Source organism: Microbacterium fluminis (assembly GCF_051549805.1).
In the GTDB taxonomy this organism is placed as follows: domain Bacteria; phylum Actinomycetota; class Actinomycetes; order Actinomycetales; family Microbacteriaceae; genus Microbacterium.
Map to the genome: position 1 here is coordinate 3,031,615 of NZ_CP196042.1, position 21,471 is coordinate 3,053,085.

The following is a 21,471-nucleotide window of genomic DNA, read 5'->3' on the forward strand; positions in this document are numbered from 1 at the left end:
AGGCGGGATGCGGCGCGTGCCGTCGGGGCTTACTGAGCGGCCGCGTGCTGGGTGCCGAGGATGTCGATCACGAACACGAGCGTCGAGCCTGCGGGGATCGAGCCCTGCGCCGTGTCGCCGTAGCCGAATGCCGGCGGGATGACCACGAGCACCTGGGAGCCGACCTTCTGGCCCTCCAGGGCCTGCTGGAAGCCGGGGACCACTCCGGTGGTCTGGAACGACGCGGGCGTGCCGCGGGTCCAGCTCGAGTCGAACTCGGTGCCGTCCGGCCACAGCACGCCGGTGTACTGCACGAGGACCTTGTCGCCGGGCGCGACGACCGCGCCGTCGCCCGTCTTCAGGTCGGCGATCTTGACGTCCGTGGGCGCGGCGGCGCCCGACGGGATGGTGATGGTGGGCTTGCCCGTGTCGTCGAGCGTCACGGTCGGCATCCCGTCGACCGGGGGCTGCGCGGCGCCGGTCGCGGCGGTGGGCACCACGGCGAGCAGGTCGAACACGTCGACCTCGCCGGGGTTGCCGTTGGTGCCGGGCGAGGTGAGCACGACGCGGCCGCCCGGGGCGATGCATCCGAAGATCTGCGCGGACGCGGTCGTCGTGGAGACCGCGGCGGGGAGGATCTCCCCGGGGTTGTATCCGACGGCGCCGAGCTTCTCGCCGGTCTGGGCGTTGTAGGCGGTGATCGCGTACGACACGAACTGGCCGTCCTGCACCGGATCGCCCTGACCCTGCGAGATCACGGTGCGCTCGGTGGTGGTGACATCGAGCGGCGAGGTGAAGGTGAGGGTCGCCTCGGCGCCGGCGGCGCCGTCGACCTTCACCGCGTCGGATGTCGCGCCGGAGGGCGCCGCGGCGGCGCACAGGTCGGTCGGCGAGCCCGACGGGGACGGCGCGCCGCTCGCCGTGCCGTTGCCGGCCGCAGTGCATCCGGCCAGAAGCAGGGCCGCGGCGGCGGCGATGGACAGGGTGGCAAGGCGGCGAGCGCGCACGATGGACCTCGAGAAGTCTGCGGAAGGGGAGATCCCATCCTTTCGCACTTTTCCTCTGTCCTGCCTGAGAGCGACCCCATGCCCGGCGGGGCATGAGACCGGGAGTACCCTCGACAGGTGACATCAGAGGAGACGCGCACGCCCGATGAGGGCGAGCCCTCCGGCGTCCCCGATGCTCCGCAGACCCGTATGGGTGCGACCTATGCCCTCGGCCGCTTCGTCATCTCGCCCCTCGCGCGGGTGGTCTACCGCCCCAGGATCGAGGGGGCCGCGCTCGTGCCGCTCACCGGCCCGGTGATCTTCGCGAGCAACCACCTCTCGTTCATCGACTCGATCGCGATCCCCGTGGCCGCGCCCCGTCCGGTGCACTTCCTCGCGAAGTCCAGCTACTTCGACAAGTGGGCCTCCCGGCAGTTCTTCACCTCCATCGGGGCGATCCCCGTCGACCGCGGCGCGGGCAAGGCGGCGCTCGACGCCCTCGACCAGCAGCGCCTGCTCCTCGAGCAGGGCAAGGCCGTGGCGCTGTACCCCGAGGGCACCCGCTCGCTCGACGGCCGGCTGTACAAGGGCCGCACGGGAGTGGCGTTCCTCGCCCTCCAGACCGGCGCGCCGGTCGTCCCGGTCGGCCTCATCGGCACCGACGAGGTCATGCCCGTCGGCGCCAAGCGGCCTTCGCTGCACGCACGGGTCACCGTCCGCTTCGGCGAGCCGTTGGATCTGGCCCATCATGGTCCCGCGAACTCCGGACGGGCGCGTCGCCTCGCCACCGACGACATCATGGCGGCCATCCACGCCCTCTCCGGGCAGGAACTGGCGGGCGCGTTCAACGAGCCGCCCGCGCAGAATCCGATTGAGCGGATCCGCCAGGCGCTTCCCCACGAGCGTCGCTGAGCCCTCGCCCTTGACACCGCCCGGCACCCGCGGGAGATTCTCCCTGGGCCCGCACCGGCGCGCCGTCCGAGGGGAGAGATCCATGAAGAAGCTCATCAACGCACCCGCAGATGTCCTGGCCGAATCCCTCCGGGGCGTGCAGGCCGCGCATCCCGAGCTGCGCATCGATTTCGACGAGCGCGTCGTGCTGCGCGCCGAGCCGACCCGGCAGGGCAAGGTGGCCCTCGTCTCGGGGGGCGGATCGGGTCACGAGCCGATGCACGGCGGCTTCGTCGGCACCGGGATGCTGGATGCCGCGGCCGCGGGCGAGGTGTTCACGTCCCCCACGCCCGACCAGGTCCTGGCCGCGACGAAGGCCGTCGACGCCGGCGCCGGTGTGCTGCACATCGTGAAGAACTACACCGGCGACGTGCTCAACTTCGAGATGGCGGCCGAGCTGGCGGCGGCCGAAGGCATCCGTGTCGAGGCGGTCGTCGTCGCCGACGACGTCGCCGTGGAGGACTCGACGTGGACGGCAGGACGGCGCGGAACGGGCACCACGGTCGTGCTGGAGAAGATCGTCGGCGCCGCCGCCGAGGAGGGCGCCGACCTCGACGCGGTCCTCGCGCTGGCGGAGAAGGTCAGCGGGAACGGCCGCTCGATGGGCGTCGCCCTCACCAGCTGCACGGTCCCCGCCGCCGGCAAGCCCACGTTCGACCTGCCCGACGACCAGATGGAGGTGGGGGTCGGCATCCACGGCGAGCCGGGGCGTCACCGCGTGCCGCTCGCGTCGGCGCACGAGATCGCCGCGATGCTCGTCGAGCCGATCCTGAAGGACTTCGGGGATGCCTCGGGGCCCGCGATCGTGCTGCTGTCGGGCTTGGGCGGCACACCGCTCATCGAGCTGTACCTGATGTACGGCGAGGTCGAGGCCCTGCTCTCGGCCGCGGGGGTCGAGGTGGCGCGCTCGCTCGTGGGCGACTACATCACGAGTCTGGACATGGCGGGGTGCTCGCTCACGGTGGTGAAGGCCGACGACGAGCTGCTCCGGCTGTGGGACGCCCCCGTCGTGACGCCCGGGCTGCGGTGGGGGGCGTGACCGGGGTGACCGACGCGACGCTGCCCGACCTCGTGGCGTGGGTCGTACGGTTCCGGGACCTCGTGACCGAGCACAGGGATGAGCTCACGGAACTGGATTCCGCGATCGGCGACGCCGACCACGGCTCGAACATGGCGCGCGGGATGGACGCCGTCGTCGCCAAGCTCGAGGCGACGCCGCCGGCCACGGGTGGCGAGCTCGGCAAGACGGTGGGGATGACCCTGGTCTCGACGGTCGGCGGTGCGAGCGGTCCGCTGTACGGCACGTTCTTCCTGCGCGCGGGCACCGCGATCGGAGACGCCGCCCCGCTCGACGCCGCCGCGCTCGGCGCCGCCCTGCGCGCGGGCGTCGAGGGCGTGGTCGCCCGAGGCAAGGCCGAGCCGGGCGACAAGACGATGATCGACGCGCTCGTGCCGGCGCTGGACGCGTGGGATGCCGCGGCCTCCGGAGGCGCCTCGGTGCAGGAGGCCGCGGACGCCGCCGCCTCCGCGGCCGCCTCCGGGCGCGACGCCACGACTCCGCTGGTCGCCCGCAAGGGACGCGCGAGCTATCTCGGCGAGCGCAGCGCCGGGCATGTCGATCCGGGTGCGACGTCGGCGACGCTCCTGTTGGACGCGCTCCGCGACGCCCTCGCCGAGCGCGCCGCATCGTGATCGACGGCGTCGCGCCGTGATCGGCATCGTCGTCGTCTCGCACAGCCGACCGCTCGCCGAGGCGGCCGTCGAGCTGGCGAGGCAGATGGGCGGCGCGGCGGCGCCCGCCATCGTCGTGGCCGCCGGGGCCGACGGGGGCCTCGGCACCGACGCGGTCGAGATCGCGTCGGCCATCGACGCCGTCGCGACCGACGACGGGGTGCTCGTGGTGATGGACCTGGGCTCGGCGATCCTGAGCGCCGAGATGGCGCTCGAGCTGCGCGCTTCGGAGGCGCGCGTGGCGCTCAGCCCGGCACCGTTCGTCGAGGGGCTCGTCTCCGCGGTCGTGCTCGCCGCCGCCGGCGCCCCGCTCGACGCGGTCCTGGCCGAGATGGATGGTGCCCTGCAGGCCAAGCGCGCACAGCTGTCGGCCGGCGATACCGAGACGGTCGGCACGGAAGGCGGCGCGGCGGCGGTCGAGGCATCCGCGGTTCCCCCGGTCTCCGGGGACCCGGATGCCTCCTTCGAGGCGGTGATCGTCAACCCGTCCGGTCTGCACGCGCGACCGGCGGCGGAGTTCGTGCGCACCGCCCGCCGGTACGACGCCGAGGTGCGGGTGGCCGACCTCGCCTCCGGCGCGGCGCCGGTCTCGGGCGGGAGCCTGCTGGCGCTCCTGGCACTGGGCATGCGCACCGGAGCGCGGGTGCGGATCAGTGCGACCGGCCCGCAGGCGACCGAGGCCCTGGACGCCCTCCGCGCCCTCGTCGAGGATGGCTTCGGCGAGCTCTGATCACGCGCCGGTGCGCGCGGTGACCTCGATCAGACGGCGCGCCAGCGACTCCTCCACGACGAGCTCGGTGATCAGGCCCGCGGCGAGCGCCCCGCGCAGACTGTCGAGCTTGGACAGGCTCGACACGATGCAGAAGCGGGACGGGATGCCGCGCACCTGCTCGAGCGACGGACCGCTGGAGCGCTCGTTCAGCTCGATCCCGTCCGCGGACCCGTCCGCGCGATAGAAGACCGTCGCGCAGTCCCCCACGATCCCCTGCCGCGGGATCGCCTCGAGGTCGGCCGCGTCGAAGTAGTCGCCGGAGTACACGTGCGAGGGCACATCGGCGCGCGGCGAACCCAGACCGAACACGAACACGTCCACCAGCTCCTGCAGCCGCAGCACCGCACGCACCGACCGCTCGCGCCACATCGCCTGCTTGGTGAGGGGGTCGTCGAACAGCGCGGGCACGGGGAACTGATGCACCGAGGCCGACCAGGCGGCGCCGAACCGGCTGAGGATCTCGCCGGCGTACGGGATGCCCGAGGTGCGCACGTTCGCGGCGCCGTTCATCTGCACGATGCGCGAGTCGTGCGTCGCCTTGAGCGGCAGGTGGCGGCCGACGGCCGACAGGGTGGAGCCCCACGCGATGCCGATCGTCATCGACGAGTCGACGCGTTCGGTGAGGATCCGGGCGGCCGACAGCGCCGTGCGCTCCAGGCGCTCCACCTCGCTGATGCGGCCGGGCGTGGGCACGACGTGCGCCGCGATCCCGAACCGCTGCATGAGGAGACGTTCCAGGCCGCCCCGGGCGTCCTGCGGCGAGTGCACGGAGATCGACACCAGTCCCGTGTCGCGCGCGTGCGCGAGCAGTCGCGACACGGAGGAGCGCGAGACCCGCATCTCGTGCGCGATCGCGTCCATCGTGAGGTCCTGCAGGTAGTACAGCTGCGCGGCGCGCAGGGCGTCCTGCGCGCGGGTGTCGCGAGGGGCCGTCATGGTGCTTCTCTCAGTCGTCCTCATCGGATTGTGCACGTTCGTGCACGGACGTTGCAACTTATCTCATGCGGGTGGATGCTGTCCTCAACGCACCGTCTGAAAGGTCCCGATCGTGACACCGTCGACGCCGACACCCTCCCTCCGCCCCAGCGTGAGCGCGCTCCGAGACCGCGGGGAGGTGGACGTCCTGATCATCGGGGGCGGCATCAACGGCATCGCCACCTTCCGCGATCTCGCGATGCAAGGCGTCAGCGTCGCCCTCGTCGAACGCGGCGACTTCGTCTCGGGCGCCTCGTCCGCGTCCAGCCACATGGTGCACGGCGGCATCCGCTACCTGGAGAACGGCGAGTTCCGACTGGTCAAAGAAGCCGTCACCGAGCGCAACGACCTGCTCAAGACGGCGCCGCACTACGTACGGCCGCTGGAGACCACGATCCCCATCTTCAAGACGCTGTCCGGCGTGCTGTCGGCGCCGTTCCGGCTCCTCGTCACCCACGGCCGCGGAAAGCCCAGCGAGCGCGGCGCCCTGCTGATCAAGGTCGGCCTCATCATCTACGACACGTTCTCGCGCGCCGGCGGCACCGTTCCGCGCCATCGCTTCCTCGGCCGTAAGAAGTCGCTGGCGGAGCTTCCGAAGCTGAATCCCGACCTGAAGTACACCGCCACCTATTACGACGCATCGATGCACGACCCCGAGCGGCTCGCGCTCGACGTGCTCCACGACGGCATCGAGATCGGCGGGCCGAAGGTCTCGGCGGTCAACTACGTCTCGGCCGTGGGCATGGAGGGCGGCGCGGTGCGCATGCGCGACGAGCTGAGCGGGGAGGAGTTCGCGGTCCCCGCGAAGGTCGTCGTGAACACCTCCGGCCCGTGGACCGACCTCACCAATGACGCGCTGGGCATGCCGACCCGCTTCATGGGCGGCACGAAGGGGTCGCACATCGTGCTCGACCACCCCGAGCTGCTCGCGGCGACCAAGGGGCGGGAGATCTTCTTCGAGCACTCCGACGGCCGCATCGTGCTGATCTACCCGTTGAAGGACCGCGTGCTGGTGGGCACCACCGACATCGACGCCGACCCGTCGCAGCCGATGGTCTGCACCGACGACGAGATCGACTACTTCTTCGACCTCGTCGCCCAGGTCTATCCGACCATCCGGGTCGACCGCTCCCAGATCGTCTACACCTTCTCGGGCATCCGCCCGCTCCCCCGCCACGACGACACCGCGCCGGGCTTCGTCTCGCGCGATTACCGCATCGTCGACGGCACGCACCAGGGCACGCCCATGCTCAGTCTCGTGGGCGGGAAGTGGACGACGTTCCGCGCGCTGGCCGAGCACCTGAGCACCCGCGCCCTCGAGGTGCTGGGCCGTCCGCACCGCCTCAGCACCGCCGGCGTGCCGATCGGAGGAGGCAAGGACTTCCCGCGCACCGCCGCCGCGCGCCGCAGCTGGGCGCAGGAGCACGCCTCGCAGCATCCGACCGAACTGGTGGAGCGGATGCTGCACCGGTACGGCACCCGCGCCGACGACGTGCTGGCAGCGCTCCCCGTCGACGCCGCCCCGTTGCCGCACGCCCCGGCGTACTTCGCCGCCGAGCTCGCCCATCTCGCGGCCACCGAGCAGCCCGTGCACCTCATCGATGTCGTGCTGCGGCGCACCTCGATCGCGTTCGTCGGCGGCATGACGCTCGACACGCTCCGGGAGGTGGCCGAAGCGGTCGCCGCGCCGCTGGGCTGGGATCTCGATCGCCGCGAGCAGGAGGTCGCCGACACGGTCGCGATCCTGCGCGAGGCCCACCGCGTCGAGTTCGAGGAGGTCGGCACCGTAGAGATCTGAGACGCATCTGGCGCCCTCGCCACCCAGGCCCTAGTTTCTGAACCAGGGCCGACCGGAACCGCGACGACGCGGCGATCCGGACACACCAGAGAAAGGTCAATGTCGACATGCAAGTAAACCTCGGACTGTATTTCCTCTCCGAAACCGTCGGAACCGGGATGCTGATCCTGCTCGGCTGCGGCGTGGTCGCGAACGCCGTGCTGGCCAAGACCAAGGGCAACGCCGGCGGATTCCTGATGGTCAACTGGGGATGGGGCCTCGCGGTGTTCGCGGGTGTGCTCGCCTCGGCCTACTCCGGCGCGCAGCTGAACCCGGCGGTCTCGCTCGGACTGCTGATCGCAGGCAAGATCATGTTCGCGCAGTTCGCCATCGCCGTCGCCGGTCAGCTCGTGGGCGCGATCATCGGCGCGGTGCTGTGCTGGCTCGCCTACAAGCAGCACTTCGACGACGAGCCCGACCCGGCCGCGAAGCTCGGCGTGTTCTCGACCGGTCCGGCCATCCGCTCCTACGGGTGGAACCTCGTCACCGAGGTCATCGCGACGTTCGTGCTGGTGTTCGTGATCTTCGCCTTCGCCGACTACGGCGACATCCAGATCGGCACGCCCGGCGGTCTCGGACCGCTCACCGCCGTGCCCGTCGCCCTCCTCGTGGTCGGCATCGGCGCCTCCCTGGGTGGCCCGACCGGCTACGCGATCAACCCGGCCCGCGACCTCGGTCCGCGCATCGCGCACGCCATCCTGCCGATCAAGGGCAAGGGCTCCAGCGACTGGAGCTACGCCTGGGTGCCGGTGGTCGGCCCCCTCATCGGCGGGGCCCTGGCCGCGCTGCTCGCTCCCGTGCTGCTGAACCTCATGCGCTTCGCCGCCTGACACACCTCGGGATGCCGCGGCACCGTGAGCCGCGGCATCCCACCCTCTCTTCACCCGAACACCCACAAGACAAGGAAGTCCACAATGGCTGACTACGTCCTCGCCATCGACCAGGGCACGACCTCGACCCGCGCGATGATCTTCGACAAGAAGGGAAGCGTGATCTCCGTCGGTCAGATGGAGCACGAGCAGATCTTCCCCAAGCCCGGCTGGGTCGAGCACGACCCGAAGGAGATCTGGAGCAACACCCGCGAGGTGATCGGTCAGGCCCTCTCGAAGGGAGACCTCACGCGCCACGACATCGCCGCGATCGGCATCACGAACCAGCGCGAGACCGCGGTGGTGTGGGACAAGAACACCGGCGAGCCCGTCTACAACGCCATCGTCTGGCAGGACACCCGCACGCAGTCGATCGTCGACCGCCTGGCCGCGGACGGCGGCGTGGAGCGGTTCAAGGAGACCGTGGGCCTCCCGCTGGCGACCTACTTCTCGGGCACGAAGATCGTCTGGATCCTCGAGAACGTCGACGGCGCCCGCGAGCGCGCCGAGGCCGGCGACCTCCTGTTCGGCACCACCGACTCCTGGGTGCTGTGGAACCTCACCGGCGGCACCGACGGCGGTGTGCACGCGACCGATGTCACCAACGCCAGCCGCACGATGTTCATGGATCTCGCGACGCTCGAGTGGCGCGACGACATCCTCGAGACGTTCGGCGTGCCGCGGTCGATGATGCCCGAGATCCGCTCCTCCTCCGAGGTCTACGGCCAGGCCGAGGACTCCTCGCTGCTGCGCGAGACCCCGATCTCGGGCATCCTGGGCGACCAGCAGGCGGCGACGTTCGGCCAGGCCGCGTACGACGCGGGCGAGAGCAAGAACACCTACGGCACGGGCAACTTCCTCATCTTCAACACGGGTGAGGAGATCGTCCACTCCAAGAACGGTCTGCTCACCACGCTGGGATACAAGCTCGGCGACGAGCCCGCGCACTACGCGCTGGAGGGGTCGATCGCCGTCACCGGGTCGCTCATCCAGTGGCTGCGCGACCAGCTCGGGCTCATCTCGTCCGCCCCCGAGGTCGAGACGCTGGCCAAGACCGTCGACGACAACGGCGGCGTGTACTTCGTGCCGGCGTTCTCGGGCCTGTTCGCGCCGTACTGGCGCCCCGACGCCCGCGGCGCCATCGTGGGCATGACCCGCTACGTCAACAAGGGCCACATCGCCCGCGCCGCGCTGGAGGCCACCGCCTTCCAGACCCGTGAGGTGCTCGACGCGGTCAACGCCGACTCCGGTGTCGACCTCACCGAGCTCAAGGTCGACGGCGGAATGACCGCCAACGACGCGCTCATGCAGTTCCAGGCCGACATCCTCGGCGTGCCGGTGGTGCGCCCCGTCGTGGCCGAGACCACCGCACTGGGCGCCGCGTACGCGGCCGGGCTCGCCGTCGGGTTCTGGGCGAACCTCGACGACCTGCGGGCCAACTGGCAGGAGGACAAGCGCTGGGAGCCGAACCTCGACGAGGACGAGCGCGCCCGTCAGCTGCGGCTCTGGAAGAAGGCCGTCACGAAGTCGATGGACTGGGTCGACGACGACGTGAAGTAGGCCACCACCGTGCGAGGCCCCGTCGACTCCGGTCGGCGGGGCCTCGTCGCGTCAGGCGACGGTGACGGATGCCTCGTGCCGCACCGGGAAGTTCACGGAGTTGGCGATGAAGCACCAGTCGTGGGCCTGCGCGTGCGCGGCGGTGGCGGCATCCACCATCGACGCGTCGGCGACGATGACGCGCGGATGCAGCACCACCTCGCGGAAGGCGCCCCCGCCGCGACCGTCCTCCACCATCACGCCGGTGGCGTCGTCCTCGTACGCGACGACCACCACGCCCGCTGTGACGCACGCGTGCAGGTACGACAGCAGGTGGCACTCGCTCAGGGCGGCCAGCAGCAGGTCCTCGGGGTTCCAGCGGGACGGGTCGCCGCGGAAGGGCTTGTCGGCCGAGGCGAGCAGCTCGGGCTTGCCGTCGATCGAGATCGTCACGGCGCGATCGTAGTCGCGGTACCCGCTCGTGCCGGTACCGCGGTCGCCCGTCCACATGGTCGTCAGTGCGTATCGGTGCTCGCCCCGCATGGCGCCCAGTCTGGCATGCCGCCCGCGGACGTGCGGCCGCCCGACGGTAGGCTGGCCGCGTGCCGCAGACCTTCCCCGTCGCCGGAGCCGTCGAGCTCGCCGTCGTCGATCGGAACGGCTTCGTCGAGTCGCGGCACGCCGGTGCCGCCATCGTGCTCGCCCCCGACGGATCCGTCGTCGAGACCCTCGGCGACGCGGGGGCGCTGATCCTCCCCCGCTCGAGCATGAAGCCGATGCAGGCCCTGGCATGCCTCACGGCCGGCGCCTCCCTCGACGGCGAGCGCCTGGCACTGTCGACCGCGAGCCACTCGGGCACCGACCGCCACGTCGCGGTGGTGCGCGACATCCTCTCGGCCGCCGGTCTCGGCGAGGACGCGCTCGGATGCCCGCCCGCCTGGCCGGGCGACCGCGCCGCCCGCGACGAGATGGTCCGCGAGCTCGGCCGGCCCGCCCGCATCCGCATGAACTGCTCCGGCAAGCACGCGGCGATGCTGCTGACCTGCACCGTCAACGGCTGGGACCTGGACGGCTACCTCGACCCCGCGCATCCGCTGCAGATGCACATCCGCGAGGTGGTCGAGCGGCTCACGGGCGAGCGCGTGGCCGCGACAGCGGTGGACGGATGCGGCGCCCCGGTGTTCGCCCTGACGCTCGCCGGCCTCGCCCGCGGCATCCACCGGGTCGCCACGTCGTCCGAGACCTCGCCCTTCGCGCTGCACCGCAGCGCCGGCGCCCTCGTGCGCGCGGTCCGCGAGCACCCGTGGACGATCGACGGTCCCGGCCGCGACGACACGATCGTGATCGAACGGCTCGGCGTCTTCGCCAAGGGCGGCGCCGAAGGCGTCATGGTCATGACCGCGCCCGACGGCACCACCGTCGCGCTGAAGATGCTCGACGGAAACGGTCGCGCCGCGGCGGTCGTGGCCCTGCGCCTGCTCGAACGCGCCGGCGCGCTGGCGGCCTCCGCCGTCGCCGACGCCATGAACGCCCTCCCGCTGACCATTTCCGGCGGCGGGGGAACCGTCGGGGCGATCCGCCCCGCCTTCTAGAGACGCTCCCACGAGGAGCGGAAAGGACGATCGATGCGGATCTCCGTCCCCACCGAGGTGAAGAACAACGAGTACCGCGTGGCGCTCACTCCCGCCGGCGTGCACGACCTGGTGCTCGCCGGGCACGACGTCGCCGTGCAGCGCGGCGCGGGCGTCGGCTCGTCGATGAGCGACGACGAGTACCTCGCCGCCGGCGCCACCCTGATCGACGATCCCGCCGAGGTGTGGGCTCGTGCCGAGCTGGTGCTCAAGGTGAAGGAGCCCATCGCGAGCGAGTACGGCTACTTCCGCGACGACCTGACCCTGTTCACCTACCTGCATCTGGCCGCCGACCTCCCCCTCACCGACCGGCTCGTGGCCGACGGGGTGACGGCGATCGCCTACGAGACCGTGCAGCTTCCGGGCGGAACGCTGCCCCTGCTCGCGCCGATGAGCGAGGTCGCCGGCCGACTCGCACCCACGGTCGGCGCGCACACGCTGATGCGCTCCGCCGGCGGACTGGGACTGCTCATGTCGGGCGTCCCGGGCACCCGCCCCGCCCAGGTGACGGTGATCGGCGGCGGGGTGGCGGGGGCCAACGCCGCGGTGATCGCGGTCGGTCTCGGCGCCGACGTGACGATCTTCGACACCAACATCCAGCGGCTCCGGTTCCTCGACGATCACTTCCAGGGCCGCGTGAAGACCGCCGCCTCCAACCCGCTCGACCTCGACCGCGCGGTCGTCGCGTCCGACCTCGTGATCGGGTCGGTGCTGATCCCGGGCGCCAAGGCGCCCAAGCTCGTCACGAACGACATGGTCTCGCGCATGCGCCCGGGCAGTGTGCTGGTGGACATCGCCGTCGACCAGGGCGGATGCTTCGCCGACACGCACCCCACCACCCACGCCGACCCGACCTTCGAGGTGCACGGCACGGTGTTCTACTGCGTCGCGAACATGCCCGGGGCGGTGCCCAACACCTCCACGTCGGCACTCACCAACGCCACACTCCCGTACGTGCGGCAGATCGCGCGGCGCGGGTGGAAGGACGCGCTGCGGGCGGATGCCGCGCTGGCCCTGGGGCTCAACACGTCGGGCGGCGCCGTGGTCAACACCGGGGTCGCCGCCGCGCACGGGCTCGCCGCAGCATCCTTCGCCGACGTCCTCTGAGATCGGTCCGCCGGCCCTCGACGCGTCGAGGGCCGGCGGTCAGGCGAGGCCCCCGTCGATCGACCGGAAGTCGGAGTCGTCGGGGACCAGCACGGGGGTGTCGCGGTTGAGGCTCTCGCCGCGGAAGAACTTCTTGGCGCGCGGGAACATGAACCAGATGAGCATCAGCACGACGCCGAACGCGAGGGCGCCGATCCCCACCACGAACGTGCCGCCGATGCCGAGCAGGATCGTGTTGCCGTAGTCGGTGGCGTACATGTCGATCGCCGACTGGATGAACGCGTACGTGAGCATGAGCGCGCCCAGCAGGGGGAACACCAGCCGGTAGAAGAAGTTGCGCGCCGAGTCGAACAGCGTGCGGCGGAAGTACCAGACGCACGCGTAGCCGGTGATGCCGTAGTAGAACGCGATCGCGAGACCCAGCGACAGGATCGAATCCTGCAGGATGTTGTCGCTGATGAGGGTCATGCCCACGTAGTACACGATCGCGACGGCCCCCATCACCAGGGTGGAGAACGACGGCGTCTTGTACCGCGGGTGGACCGACGCGAACCGCTTGGGCAGTGCCTTGTAGGCGGCCATGGCGAGCGTGCCGCGCGCCGTCGGGAGGATCGTCGTCTGGGTCGAGGAGATCGCCGAGATCATCACCGAGAGCACCAGCAGCCAGCCGGCAGGTCCCAGCAGCCCGTCCTTGATCGCGAGGAAGAAGTCGCCGGAGTTGTCGGGGTTGCCCAGTCCCGTTCCGGTGTCGCCCAGGCCGGCGTACATCATCGCCGCGATCGTGACGCCGACGTAGGTCACCAGCAGGATGATCGTGGTCAGCAACGCCGCACGACCCGGGATGCGCTTGGGGTCCTTCGTCTCCTCGTTGAGCGCCAGGCACGTGTCCCAGCCCCAGTAGATGAAGATCGCCAGGAGGGTCGCCTGCACGAAGCTGCTCCAGTCGCCGAACGCGAACGGGTTGAACCACGACCAGTCGAACGGCGTGGCATCGGGCGCCGACCCGTCGAAGAAGTGCCAGAGGGCGACGACCACGAAGATCGCCAGCGCGACGTACTGGATGCCGAGCAGGACGTTCTGGATGCGCTCGCCGATCTCGACCCCGCGCCAGCTGATCCACGTCATCGCGACGATGAACACCACGCCGGTGGCGGTGACCAGGGGGACGTTGGCCGACAGCAGCGCGTCGTCCGGGCTGCCGACGATGCCGTCGATGAACGCCCAGAAGTAGATGCCGGCGACCTGCGAGAGGTTGGCCAGCACGATCATGCCGGCCACGGCGACGCCCCAGCCGCCCATCCAGCCCACCCACGGCCCGAACGCCTTCGTGCCCCACGTGAACGTGGTGCCGCAGTCGGGCACGTCGTTGTTGAGCTCGCGATACGCGAAGGCGATGAACAGCATCGGGAGGAACGCGATCACGAACGCGATCGGCGCCTGCGCGCCCACCGCCAGCACCACGAAGCCGAGCGTGGCGACGAGGGAGTAGACGGGAGCGGTGGAGGCGAGCCCGATGACGGTCGACCCCCAGAGGCCGAGCGTGCCTGCGGCGAGACCTTTGCCCTCGGGTCGGGCGAGGTCGATCGGAGTGGTTGCCATGGGCTGAACGTAGGGCTGCGCGTGGCCGGCGGTCAAGTGCCGAACCTCTCCGGCTCCTGCGGGCGGGGCAGCACGATGCGCCGTGCGGCCGCGTCGGCCGTGCGCAGCCACGCCCGCGAGGCACCCGGAGAGCAGTACGGCGGAAGCTCGCGGTCCCCGGTGAGGATGCGGTACTCCGGGGCGCACGCGGCGTCCACGACGAGATCGTGATCGCCGCGCAGGCGGGTCAGCAGCGCCCACCGCCGCTGCCAGTCGTCGGCGGCGCCCACCACCACGTGCGGGGACCGTGCGGTCGCGAGGGCGTCCTCGCCGAGCCGGACGGCGTCATCGACGGACAGCACCGTCGCTCCGGCATCGGTCCAGGCCGCCAGCACATCGCGCAGGCCCGCCGAGCGCCGCGCGACGAGTGCTGTCGGGCCGACGGGGAACCAGTCGACTTCGGGACGGACGACGGCTGCCACCCCGCCGCCTCCTCGCACCCGCACGAACTGGATCGCGCGGCCATCGAGGCGGCCACGGCCGGGCGGGGCGTCGGAGCGGTGGTGCGCGCCGTCGCCGCCGGCGGCGATGTGCTCGGCGCGCGAAGGCATCGCCAGGAGCGCGCGTCGGGGCAGCAGCTCGGCGATGCGCACCGCCGGTCCGGTCAGCCGGCGCATCGACGCCACGACGAGCACGCCCGCGGCACCGGCGCTGCGCACGAGCCGCTCGACCCGTTCGAGCAGCACCACCGCGTACTCCTGCGGCAGTGCGCCGGCGAGCGCGTCGAGATCGTCGATCAGCACGATCGATCCGGGGGCGGGTGCGTGCTCGACGAGCGCGGCGACAGCGTCCCACGCGGCCTCCCCCGACGACGGCACCCGCACCGCGTCGCCGGGCGCCTGTGCGGCGATCGCGGCCAGCACCGACGAGCGTCCGGTGCCGGCCCCGCCCAGCACGAGGAGGCCCTGGTCGGCGAGGGCGAGCGTCGCGGTGACCTGCCGCTGCTGCTCGGGCTCGTCGATCAGACCGAGGCGGATCGCGCCGGGCGCGGCGTCGAGGTCGTCCAGACGCACGCTCGCGGGGAGGGCGGGCAGCCACGGCCGCCGCGGCCGCGGCCCCGCGTCGCGCCCCGCGATCGCGGCGATGTCGCCGGCGGTGGCCAGCGCGATCCGGGCGGGGTGAGGCATCCCGTCCGCCGCGCGCCGCACGAGTGCGCGACCGGCGCCCGCGGAACCGCCAGGCAGGAGCGCGGCCTGGTCGGTGCCGATCACCGCACGGCTGTCGGCGGCGTCGGTGACGCGCAGACTGATGCGCAGCGGGCAGTTCGCCAGCAAGGACTCCCGGACGGTTCCCGCGATGCGCTGCGTGCCGAGGATCAGGTGCATGCCGAGCGCCCGCCCGCGCGCGGCGACGTCGGTGAACACCGCGTGCAGCTCGGGGTGGGCGCCCAGGAGCGCGGCGAACTCGTCGACCACGATCACGAGGCGGGGAAGCTCCACGCGCGGATCGCGGATGTCGCGCGCGCCCACCCGCGCGAGCTCGCCCTCCCGCCACCGCACCTCGGCCTGCAGGCTCTCGATCGCACGACGCGCCCCGCCGCCGTCGAGGTCTGTGATCACCCCCGTCACGTGCGGCACGTCGGCGAGCGCGTCGAAGGCCGTTCCGCCCTTGAAGTCGGCGAGGAGGACGCCGACGTCGCGCGTGGAGCGCCCTGCGCACAGCGCCAGCACCCACGTGATGAGCAGCTCGCTCTTGCCCGAACCGGTCACCCCGGCCACCAGAGCGTGCGGGCCGTCGGCAACCAGATCGACCGCGCACTCCCCGTCGCCGTGCCGGCCGATGACCGCCCGCAGTCCATCGCGGTCGCGGGAGGCCCCACCGGCTGCCGGGAGGTGGTCGGCGAGCCGCACCGGTCGCTCGTCGTCGGCGCGATGGCCCCGCACGATCGCGCGCCCGGCGAGGTCCGCGGCGATCTCGCCGGCCTGGTCGAGCGAGATCCCCTCCACGGCCAGCTCGCGGACCTCGCCGTGGTAGTCCAGCCGCGCGCTCCCGGGCGCCTCGACGGTGAGCACGGCGGTGCAGGCGGGCGGGGCGGGCGCACCGCGGGCGGTGCGCAGCACGACGGCATCGACGTCGGGGGGCGCGGGCTCGTCCACTCCGACCAGGGCGACGACCCGCCCGCCGGGCACCCGACGGTGCGGTAGCGCGTCGATCCATCCCTGCGTGTCGCGCCCGCCGCGCACCTGCAGCTCGCCGGGCGGATGCGACAGGCACAGCTGCACCACGAGGGCTCGGGCGACCGCGTCGGCCAGCACGTCGGGACCGCCGACGGCGATGCCCGCGTCGAGGGGCACCGTGACGGGGGCATCGTCGAGCAGCCGCGCGCGTACGCGCAGCCGAACGGCCGCGGCGTCCTCCGTGCCGCCGGTGACCCGCACCTCGCTCGACCGGGTGCCCGCCCCGGCCACGAGGTGTCCCCCGCGCCCCGGGACCGCCCGCCAGATCTCGTCGCCGTCGCGGAGGAAGGCGGCCACGTCGGGGTGCCGTGCCCGCAGCCGCGCGCGCTCGCCGCGGTGGCGCCGCGCGATCTCGACCTCGGCGGCCGCGACGGTGCGCGCGCCGTCCGCGACGGCGGCCCGGCGCGCGCGACGCGCGCCGCGCGCACCGTCGGCGAGGGTGGCCACCGCGATCACGGGGCCGAGCAGCGCGAGCCACAGCGACAGGATCGACCCCGTCACCATCCACAGGCCCACCGCTCCGGCGACGGGCACGATCGAGGCGAGCACGGGGAACGGCGGCCTCGGCGGCGGTGTCCACGCGGCGGGGAGGGGGATCGGGTCGTCGTCCGGGGAGAGCTCGGTCGGCGGGGCCACCGTCGCGCGGGCCGGTGCGGGATCGGCCGTCCGAGCACGTCCGCCGGAGCGGGACCCACTCGACGAGCGGGTCGAGGCGGTGGGGCGGGCGGCGCGGCGGGGCATGACGGAGAGTCAAGTCCCGCGGATCGCCGTGCGGGGCGTGCGATCCGCCCGCGGGGTGCGATCCGCGGATGCCGGGGCTCAGGCGCCGCGTGTGGAGGAGCCGTCGACCGCGACCGGCGCCGTGGTGTCGGCGACCTCGTCGAGCGCGACCGAGGCATCCGTCCCCGCCCCGAGGAGCGCGGAGTTGACCACGATGATCGAGATGTTGTCGCGACCGCCGTTCTCCAGCGCCGCCTCGAGCATCGCGTCGACCGCCGCCGCGGGATCGTCGTGCTCGGCGAGGAAGTGCTGGATGCCGTAGTCGGTGAGCTCCTTGGTGAGTCCGTCCGAGCACACCACGAAACGGTCGCCGTCGACGACGTCGAGGCGCACGTAGTCGGGCGCAACCGCCTCGCTCGGTCCGACCGCCCGCGTGATCACATTGCCGTAGGGGTGGTTCTCCGCCTCCTCGGGACTGAGACGCCCGGCCGCGAGCAGCTCCTGGACGACGGAGTGGTCGGTGGTGATCTGCACGATCTGTCCGTCGCGCACGAGATAGACGCGCGAGTCGCCGATGTTGAGCGTCACCCAGTGCGGGTCTTCCCCGCTGCTGTCGAGGTACACGCCGGTCACGGTGGTGCCGGTGCCGTCGTCGGTGTTGTCGACGTGCGAGGCGATGTCGCGCACCGCGTCGGCGAGCGCCTCCTCGATGTGGCGCGTCGTGACCGTGCCCGATGCGGCGACCGGACGCAGGCGCTCCACCGTGCTCGCGCTGGCGATCTCGCCGCCGATGTGGCCGCCCATGCCGTCTGCCACGACGAAGAGGGGGAAGTCTGCCAGCACGGCGTCCTGATTGGTGTCACGGCGCCGCCCCGTGTGGGTCACGGCCGCCCAGCTGACCGCGATGTCGCCGTCGGGCAGCCGCATCGTGCGGGAGCGGGTGGAAACCTCGGGCACGCCGTCGTCCTTCCCGATCGCACGAAGCCCCGGCGTCTGTGGACACCGGGTGCTCATATCTTAGTGGCACCGGGTTTCCGGCCTCGCGCGGGGTGCCGGTCCGGACACGACGGCGAAGCGCCCCCCGCGGACGGGGGGCGCTTCGCGATGGTCAGGGTCGGGGCTCTTCCGGGCCTGCCGGCGGAGCGCTGGGCGGCTCGGGAGCAGCCGGCGGCTCGGGAGCGGCGGGCGGCGGCGTCACCGGTCCGGCCGGCGGCGGCGGGGTCGCGGGACCGGCTGCGGGCGGCGCGGGCGGCTGGTAGCCGGCCGGCGGTGCCGGAGGCTGGTAGCCCGCCGGCGGCGCCGGAGGCTGGTAGCCGGCCGGCGGCTGGTAGCCCGCGGGGGCCTGATACCCCGGTGCGGGAGCGCCCGGCTGGACGGGGACGCCCTGCCAGACCGTGGTGTCCTTGAGGAACGAGTTGGCCCACGGCGAGGGGCCGACGGCGGGGTTCCAGCGCGCGCTGCCGAACGCCAGCATGCCCAGCCACACCAGCACACCCACCGAGGGGATGAGGAAGAGGAGCAGGATCGGCCATTCCTTGCCGAACTTCTGGTTGACCCGGTACGCGGCCATGACGAGGACGGCGACCATGGCCAGCCAGGTGATGTAGTTCAGGATCGGGATGATCGTCAGCACGAGCGCGCCGAGCACCACCCAGGGCGACACATCGCCGAGCTTGGCGAACACGAGGTAGTTGTAGACGGGCACCCAGGCCCGCCACTTGCCTTGGACGCCCGCCTTCTCGAACACCTTCATCAGGAAGAACGCCCCGATGACGTATCCGGCGATGGCGATGATGAACAGGAAGCCGTAGAAAACGGCGAGCGCCGCGAGTGCCGCGGCGTTGCTCGGATCGGAGTACATTCACGTCCCCTTCGTGAGACGGATCAGATGGACGAGGAGACATCCCCGCCGAGCACATGCTAGCGATGACCGGGTCGCACTGTCAGTTGATTCCCAGGAATGTCGTCCCACGTTCATTCCCGGCACACGGCCGCGCGAGGCTCACACGAGGAGATCGAGTTCCCCTGGAGCGCCCTCGCGCAGCCGGAGCCCCGAGGCATCCGCCCACTGCAGCAGCGCCCGCACCGATCCGATCCGGGGCCGTGATCCGGCGAGCGCGCGCACCAGGGCGCCCTTCGCATGCTTGTTGAAATGGTTCAGGGCGCGCACCGTGCCGTCGGCGGACTCGGTGACCACCCGCAGGTAGGCGGACGTCACCGACGCGGGCACCGGCCCGAGAGCCGTGTAGGCCTCGGACCGCAGGTCGAGGACGAATCCACCCGCGTGCCGCGCGATCGCGGCGGAGGCGGCATCGGCCCACACCCGGGTCAGCGCGGGCAGGCCCGGGAGCGACGCCCCCGCGCCGAGCCGGTACGACGGGATGCGATCGAGGGCGCGCACCGGTCCGAACGGAGCGGAGTGGATGGCGACGCTGCGTCCCAGCCAGCGGCGTGCGGCGGCGTCGAGGGATGCCGCGTCCAGCGCGTCGTAGAGCACGCCGGTGTAGCGGTCGACCGCCGCCATCACCGGTGCCGTTCGCAGGGCGGCGTTGACCGCGACCTCCCCCTGCTGAGTGGCCCCGAGTCTGAGGACACGGGATGCCTCGGCGGGGTCTGCGGAGAGCGCCACGAGCGCGTCCACGACGGACGCGCGGGCCGCGGTGAGCTCCGGGAACGACAGCGCATCCAGCCGCATCGGGCCACGGGCACCGCCCGGACGCTTGGTCTCGGAGGGCGGCAGGAGGATCAGCACGATGGGTCCGTTCTCAGGCGGGGCGACGAGCACGACGATGAGACGAAACGCCCCGGCGACCCGTCGAGGGCACCGGGGCGTCGCGTTGCGTAGCGGTCAGGAGATGAGCGCGGCGTTCCCCGCCACGATGGTGAGATCGTCGCCCTCCATCGAGAGGAAGCCGTCCTGCGCGTTCGCCTGGATCTTGGTCCCGTCGGTCTGCGTGATGCGCACCTGACCCTCGGCGAGGATGGCGAGCACGGGCTCGTGACCGGCCATGAAGCCGATCTCGCCCTCGACGGTCTTGGCGATCACGAGCGACGCCTCCCCCGTCCAGACCTCCGCGTCGGCGGAGACGAGACTCACGCGAACCGGCATGTCAGCCGTTCTCCTTCTGGATCTGCGCCCACTTCTCCTCGACGTCGCCGATGCCGCCGACGTTGAAGAAGGCCTGCTCGGCCACGTGGTCGAAGTCGCCCTTGACGATCGCGTCGAAGGACTCGATGGTCTCCTTGATGGGGACCGTGGAGCCCTCGACACCGGTGAACTTCTTCGCCATGTAGGTGTTCTGCGAGAGGAACTGCTGGATGCGGCGTGCACGCGACACGACGACCTTGTCCTCCTCGGAGAGCTCGTCGACACCGAGGATCGCGATGATCTCCTGGAGCTCCTTGTTCTTCTGCAGGATCTGCTTCACCGAGGTGGCCACGCGGTAGTGGTCCTCGCCGATGTAGCGCGGGTCGAGGATGCGGCTGGTGGAGGTCAGCGGGTCGACGGCCGGGTACAGGCCCTTCGACGCGATCTCACGGCTGAGCTCGGTCGTCGCGTCGAGGTGCGCGAACGTGGTCGCCGGTGCCGGGTCGGTGTAGTCGTCGGCCGGCACGTAGATCGCCTGCAGCGAGGTGATCGAGTGACCGCGCGTCGAGGTGATGCGCTCCTGGAGCACACCCATCTCGTCGGCGAGGTTGGGCTGGTAGCCCACCGCGGAGGGCATGCGGCCGAGGAGGGTCGACACCTCGGAGCCGGCCTGCGTGAAGCGGAAGATGTTGTCGATGAACAGCAGCACATCCTGCTTCTGCACGTCGCGGAAGTACTCCGCCATCGTGAGGGCCGACAGGGCCACGCGCAGACGCGTTCCCGGCGGCTCGTCCATCTGGCCGAAGACGAGCGCGGTCTTGTCGAAGACGCCCGCCTCCTCCATCTCGGCGATGAGGTCGTTGCCCTCGCGCGTGCGCTCACCGACGCCGGCGAACACCGACACGCCGCCGTGGTCCTGCGCGACGCGCTGGATCATCTCCTGGATGAGCACGGTCTTGCCGACGCCGGCACCGCCGAACAGGCCGATCTTGCCACCCTGCACGTAGGGGGTCAGCAGGTCGATGACCTTGATGCCGGTCTCGAACATCGTGGTCTTCGACTCGAGCTGGTCGAAGTTGGGCGCCTTGCGGTGGATCGGCCAGCGCTCGGTGATCTCGACGGTCTCACCGGGGGTGCCGTTGAGGATCTCGCCGGTGACGTTGAACACCTTGCCCTTGGTGACGTCGCCGACCGGGACGGTGATCTGCTCGCCGGTGTCGCGCACCTCCTGGCCGCGGACGATGCCGTCGGTCGGCTTGAGGGCGATGGCGCGGACCAGATCGTCGCCGAGGTGCTGCGCGACCTCGAGCGTGATCTCGGTCGACTCGGACCCGATCGTGATCGTGGTCTTCAGAGCGTTGTAGATGTCGGGGATCGAGTCGTGCGGGAACTCGATGTCGACGACCGGACCCGTGACGCGCGCGACGCGTCCGACGACGGCGGTCTCCGTCTTCTCAGCGGTGAGGCTCAT

The 21,471-nt window shown here is 71.7% G+C and carries 19 protein-coding genes; 9 read left to right on the top strand and 10 right to left on the bottom strand.

Annotated features, from left to right (window positions below):
* Positions 1 to 29: 29 nt before the first annotated feature.
* Positions 30 to 986: an FKBP-type peptidyl-prolyl cis-trans isomerase gene (locus tag ACSJDX_RS14660; RefSeq protein ID WP_438353375.1), complete on the bottom strand. Its 957-nt coding sequence runs from the start codon at positions 984 to 986 to the stop codon at positions 30 to 32.
* A gap of 189 nt (positions 987 to 1,175) precedes the next feature.
* Here ACSJDX_RS14660 and ACSJDX_RS14665 point away from each other — a divergent pair, with 189 nt between their 5' ends.
* The 4 genes from ACSJDX_RS14665 (at position 1,176) to dhaM (ending at position 4,377) form a co-directional block, all read left to right on the top strand.
* Complete coding sequence (locus ACSJDX_RS14665) at positions 1,176 to 1,877, top strand: lysophospholipid acyltransferase family protein (protein ID WP_438355002.1); 702 nt, start codon at positions 1,176 to 1,178, stop codon at positions 1,875 to 1,877.
* An 82-nt stretch (positions 1,878 to 1,959) separates the two neighbouring features.
* Positions 1,960 to 2,955, top strand: coding sequence for a dihydroxyacetone kinase subunit DhaK (dhaK, locus tag ACSJDX_RS14670; protein WP_438353376.1), 996 nt, complete (start codon positions 1,960 to 1,962; stop codon positions 2,953 to 2,955).
* A gap of 5 nt (positions 2,956 to 2,960) precedes the next feature.
* Positions 2,961 to 3,608, top strand: coding sequence for a dihydroxyacetone kinase subunit DhaL (gene dhaL, locus ACSJDX_RS14675; protein WP_438355003.1), 648 nt, complete (start codon positions 2,961 to 2,963; stop codon positions 3,606 to 3,608).
* Positions 3,609 to 3,624: 16 nt separating this feature from the next.
* The gene (gene dhaM, locus ACSJDX_RS14680; RefSeq protein ID WP_438353377.1) at positions 3,625 to 4,377 is read left to right on the top strand and encodes a dihydroxyacetone kinase phosphoryl donor subunit DhaM; all 753 of its coding nucleotides are present in this window, start codon (positions 3,625 to 3,627) and stop codon (positions 4,375 to 4,377) included.
* Here dhaM and ACSJDX_RS14685 read toward each other — a convergent pair whose 3' ends face one another.
* A complete protein-coding gene (locus ACSJDX_RS14685) occupies positions 4,378 to 5,355 on the bottom strand; it encodes a sugar-binding transcriptional regulator (RefSeq protein ID WP_438353378.1) in 978 nt (325 codons plus the stop codon).
* Between the two features lie 112 nt (positions 5,356 to 5,467).
* On the opposite strand from ACSJDX_RS14685, the gene ACSJDX_RS14690 reads away from it, so the two are divergent.
* From ACSJDX_RS14690 to glpK, 3 genes are all read left to right on the top strand, one after another.
* Positions 5,468 to 7,192, top strand: coding sequence for a glycerol-3-phosphate dehydrogenase/oxidase (locus tag ACSJDX_RS14690; protein ID WP_438353379.1), 1,725 nt, complete (start codon positions 5,468 to 5,470; stop codon positions 7,190 to 7,192).
* Positions 7,193 to 7,299: 107 nt separating this feature from the next.
* The gene (locus ACSJDX_RS14695) at positions 7,300 to 8,061 is read left to right on the top strand and encodes an MIP/aquaporin family protein (RefSeq protein ID WP_438353380.1); all 762 of its coding nucleotides are present in this window, start codon (positions 7,300 to 7,302) and stop codon (positions 8,059 to 8,061) included.
* An 84-nt stretch (positions 8,062 to 8,145) separates the two neighbouring features.
* On the top strand, positions 8,146 to 9,660 hold the full coding sequence (glpK, locus tag ACSJDX_RS14700) for a glycerol kinase GlpK (RefSeq protein ID WP_438353381.1): 1,515 nt from the start codon (positions 8,146 to 8,148) through the stop codon (positions 9,658 to 9,660).
* A 51-nt stretch (positions 9,661 to 9,711) separates the two neighbouring features.
* Here glpK and ACSJDX_RS14705 read toward each other — a convergent pair whose 3' ends face one another.
* Positions 9,712 to 10,182 carry an OsmC family protein gene (locus ACSJDX_RS14705; RefSeq protein ID WP_438353382.1) on the bottom strand — a complete coding sequence of 157 codons (471 nt, stop codon included), beginning with the start codon at positions 10,180 to 10,182 and terminating at the stop codon, positions 9,712 to 9,714.
* A 59-nt stretch (positions 10,183 to 10,241) separates the two neighbouring features.
* Between ACSJDX_RS14705 and ACSJDX_RS14710 the strand changes: the two genes are divergently transcribed.
* Together ACSJDX_RS14710 and ald are read left to right on the top strand one after the other, a co-directional pair.
* Positions 10,242 to 11,231 carry an asparaginase gene (locus ACSJDX_RS14710; protein ID WP_438353383.1) on the top strand — a complete coding sequence of 330 codons (990 nt, stop codon included), beginning with the start codon at positions 10,242 to 10,244 and terminating at the stop codon, positions 11,229 to 11,231.
* Positions 11,232 to 11,264: 33 nt separating this feature from the next.
* Positions 11,265 to 12,377, top strand: a complete 1,113-nt coding sequence (gene ald / locus ACSJDX_RS14715; protein ID WP_438353384.1) for an alanine dehydrogenase — start codon at positions 11,265 to 11,267, stop codon at positions 12,375 to 12,377.
* Positions 12,378 to 12,416: 39 nt separating this feature from the next.
* On the opposite strand, the gene ACSJDX_RS14720 is transcribed toward ald, so the two are convergent.
* The 7 genes from ACSJDX_RS14720 to atpD form a co-directional block, all read right to left on the bottom strand.
* On the bottom strand, positions 12,417 to 13,976 hold the full coding sequence (locus ACSJDX_RS14720) for an APC family permease (protein ID WP_438353385.1): 1,560 nt from the start codon (positions 13,974 to 13,976) through the stop codon (positions 12,417 to 12,419).
* Positions 13,977 to 14,008: 32 nt separating this feature from the next.
* Positions 14,009 to 16,933, bottom strand: a complete 2,925-nt coding sequence (locus ACSJDX_RS14725) for an FtsK/SpoIIIE domain-containing protein (RefSeq protein WP_438353386.1) — start codon at positions 16,931 to 16,933, stop codon at positions 14,009 to 14,011.
* 78 nt (positions 16,934 to 17,011) lie between these two features.
* The gene (locus tag ACSJDX_RS14730) at positions 17,012 to 17,869 is read right to left on the bottom strand and encodes a PP2C family protein-serine/threonine phosphatase (protein ID WP_438353387.1); all 858 of its coding nucleotides are present in this window, start codon (positions 17,867 to 17,869) and stop codon (positions 17,012 to 17,014) included.
* Between the two features lie 151 nt (positions 17,870 to 18,020).
* A complete protein-coding gene (locus ACSJDX_RS14735; RefSeq protein ID WP_438353388.1) occupies positions 18,021 to 18,773 on the bottom strand; it encodes a large exoprotein in 753 nt (250 codons plus the stop codon).
* Between the two features lie 141 nt (positions 18,774 to 18,914).
* Positions 18,915 to 19,664, bottom strand: a complete 750-nt coding sequence (locus ACSJDX_RS14740; protein ID WP_438353389.1) for a YaaA family protein — start codon at positions 19,662 to 19,664, stop codon at positions 18,915 to 18,917.
* Positions 19,665 to 19,760: 96 nt separating this feature from the next.
* Positions 19,761 to 20,021, bottom strand: a complete 261-nt coding sequence (locus ACSJDX_RS14745) for a F0F1 ATP synthase subunit epsilon (protein WP_438353390.1) — start codon at positions 20,019 to 20,021, stop codon at positions 19,761 to 19,763.
* Position 20,022: 1 nt separating this feature from the next.
* A complete protein-coding gene (gene atpD, locus ACSJDX_RS14750; RefSeq protein ID WP_438353391.1) occupies positions 20,023 to 21,471 on the bottom strand; it encodes a F0F1 ATP synthase subunit beta in 1,449 nt (482 codons plus the stop codon).

Bases quoted from the DNA above. Each gene is read 5' to 3' on its own strand.
- ACSJDX_RS14665 (WP_438355002.1), top strand. From the start codon at position 1,176: ATGGGTGCGACCTATGCCCTCGGCCGCTTCGTCATCTCGCCCCTCGCG.
- dhaK (WP_438353376.1), top strand. From the start codon at position 1,960: ATGAAGAAGCTCATCAACGCACCCGCAGATGTCCTGGCCGAATCCCTC.
- ACSJDX_RS14685 (WP_438353378.1), bottom strand. From the start codon at position 5,355: ATGACGGCCCCTCGCGACACCCGCGCGCAGGACGCCCTGCGCGCCGCG.
- ACSJDX_RS14695 (WP_438353380.1), top strand. From the start codon at position 7,300: ATGCAAGTAAACCTCGGACTGTATTTCCTCTCCGAAACCGTCGGAACC.
- glpK (WP_438353381.1), top strand. From the start codon at position 8,146: ATGGCTGACTACGTCCTCGCCATCGACCAGGGCACGACCTCGACCCGC.
- ACSJDX_RS14705 (WP_438353382.1), bottom strand. From the start codon at position 10,182: ATGCGGGGCGAGCACCGATACGCACTGACGACCATGTGGACGGGCGAC.
- ald (WP_438353384.1), top strand. From the start codon at position 11,265: ATGCGGATCTCCGTCCCCACCGAGGTGAAGAACAACGAGTACCGCGTG.
- ACSJDX_RS14720 (WP_438353385.1), bottom strand. From the start codon at position 13,976: ATGGCAACCACTCCGATCGACCTCGCCCGACCCGAGGGCAAAGGTCTC.
- ACSJDX_RS14725 (WP_438353386.1), bottom strand. From the start codon at position 16,933: ATGCCCCGCCGCGCCGCCCGCCCCACCGCCTCGACCCGCTCGTCGAGT.
- ACSJDX_RS14735 (WP_438353388.1), bottom strand. From the start codon at position 18,773: ATGTACTCCGATCCGAGCAACGCCGCGGCACTCGCGGCGCTCGCCGTT.
- ACSJDX_RS14745 (WP_438353390.1), bottom strand. From the start codon at position 20,021: ATGCCGGTTCGCGTGAGTCTCGTCTCCGCCGACGCGGAGGTCTGGACG.
- atpD (WP_438353391.1), bottom strand. From the start codon at position 21,471: ATGAGCCTCACCGCTGAGAAGACGGAGACCGCCGTCGTCGGACGCGTC.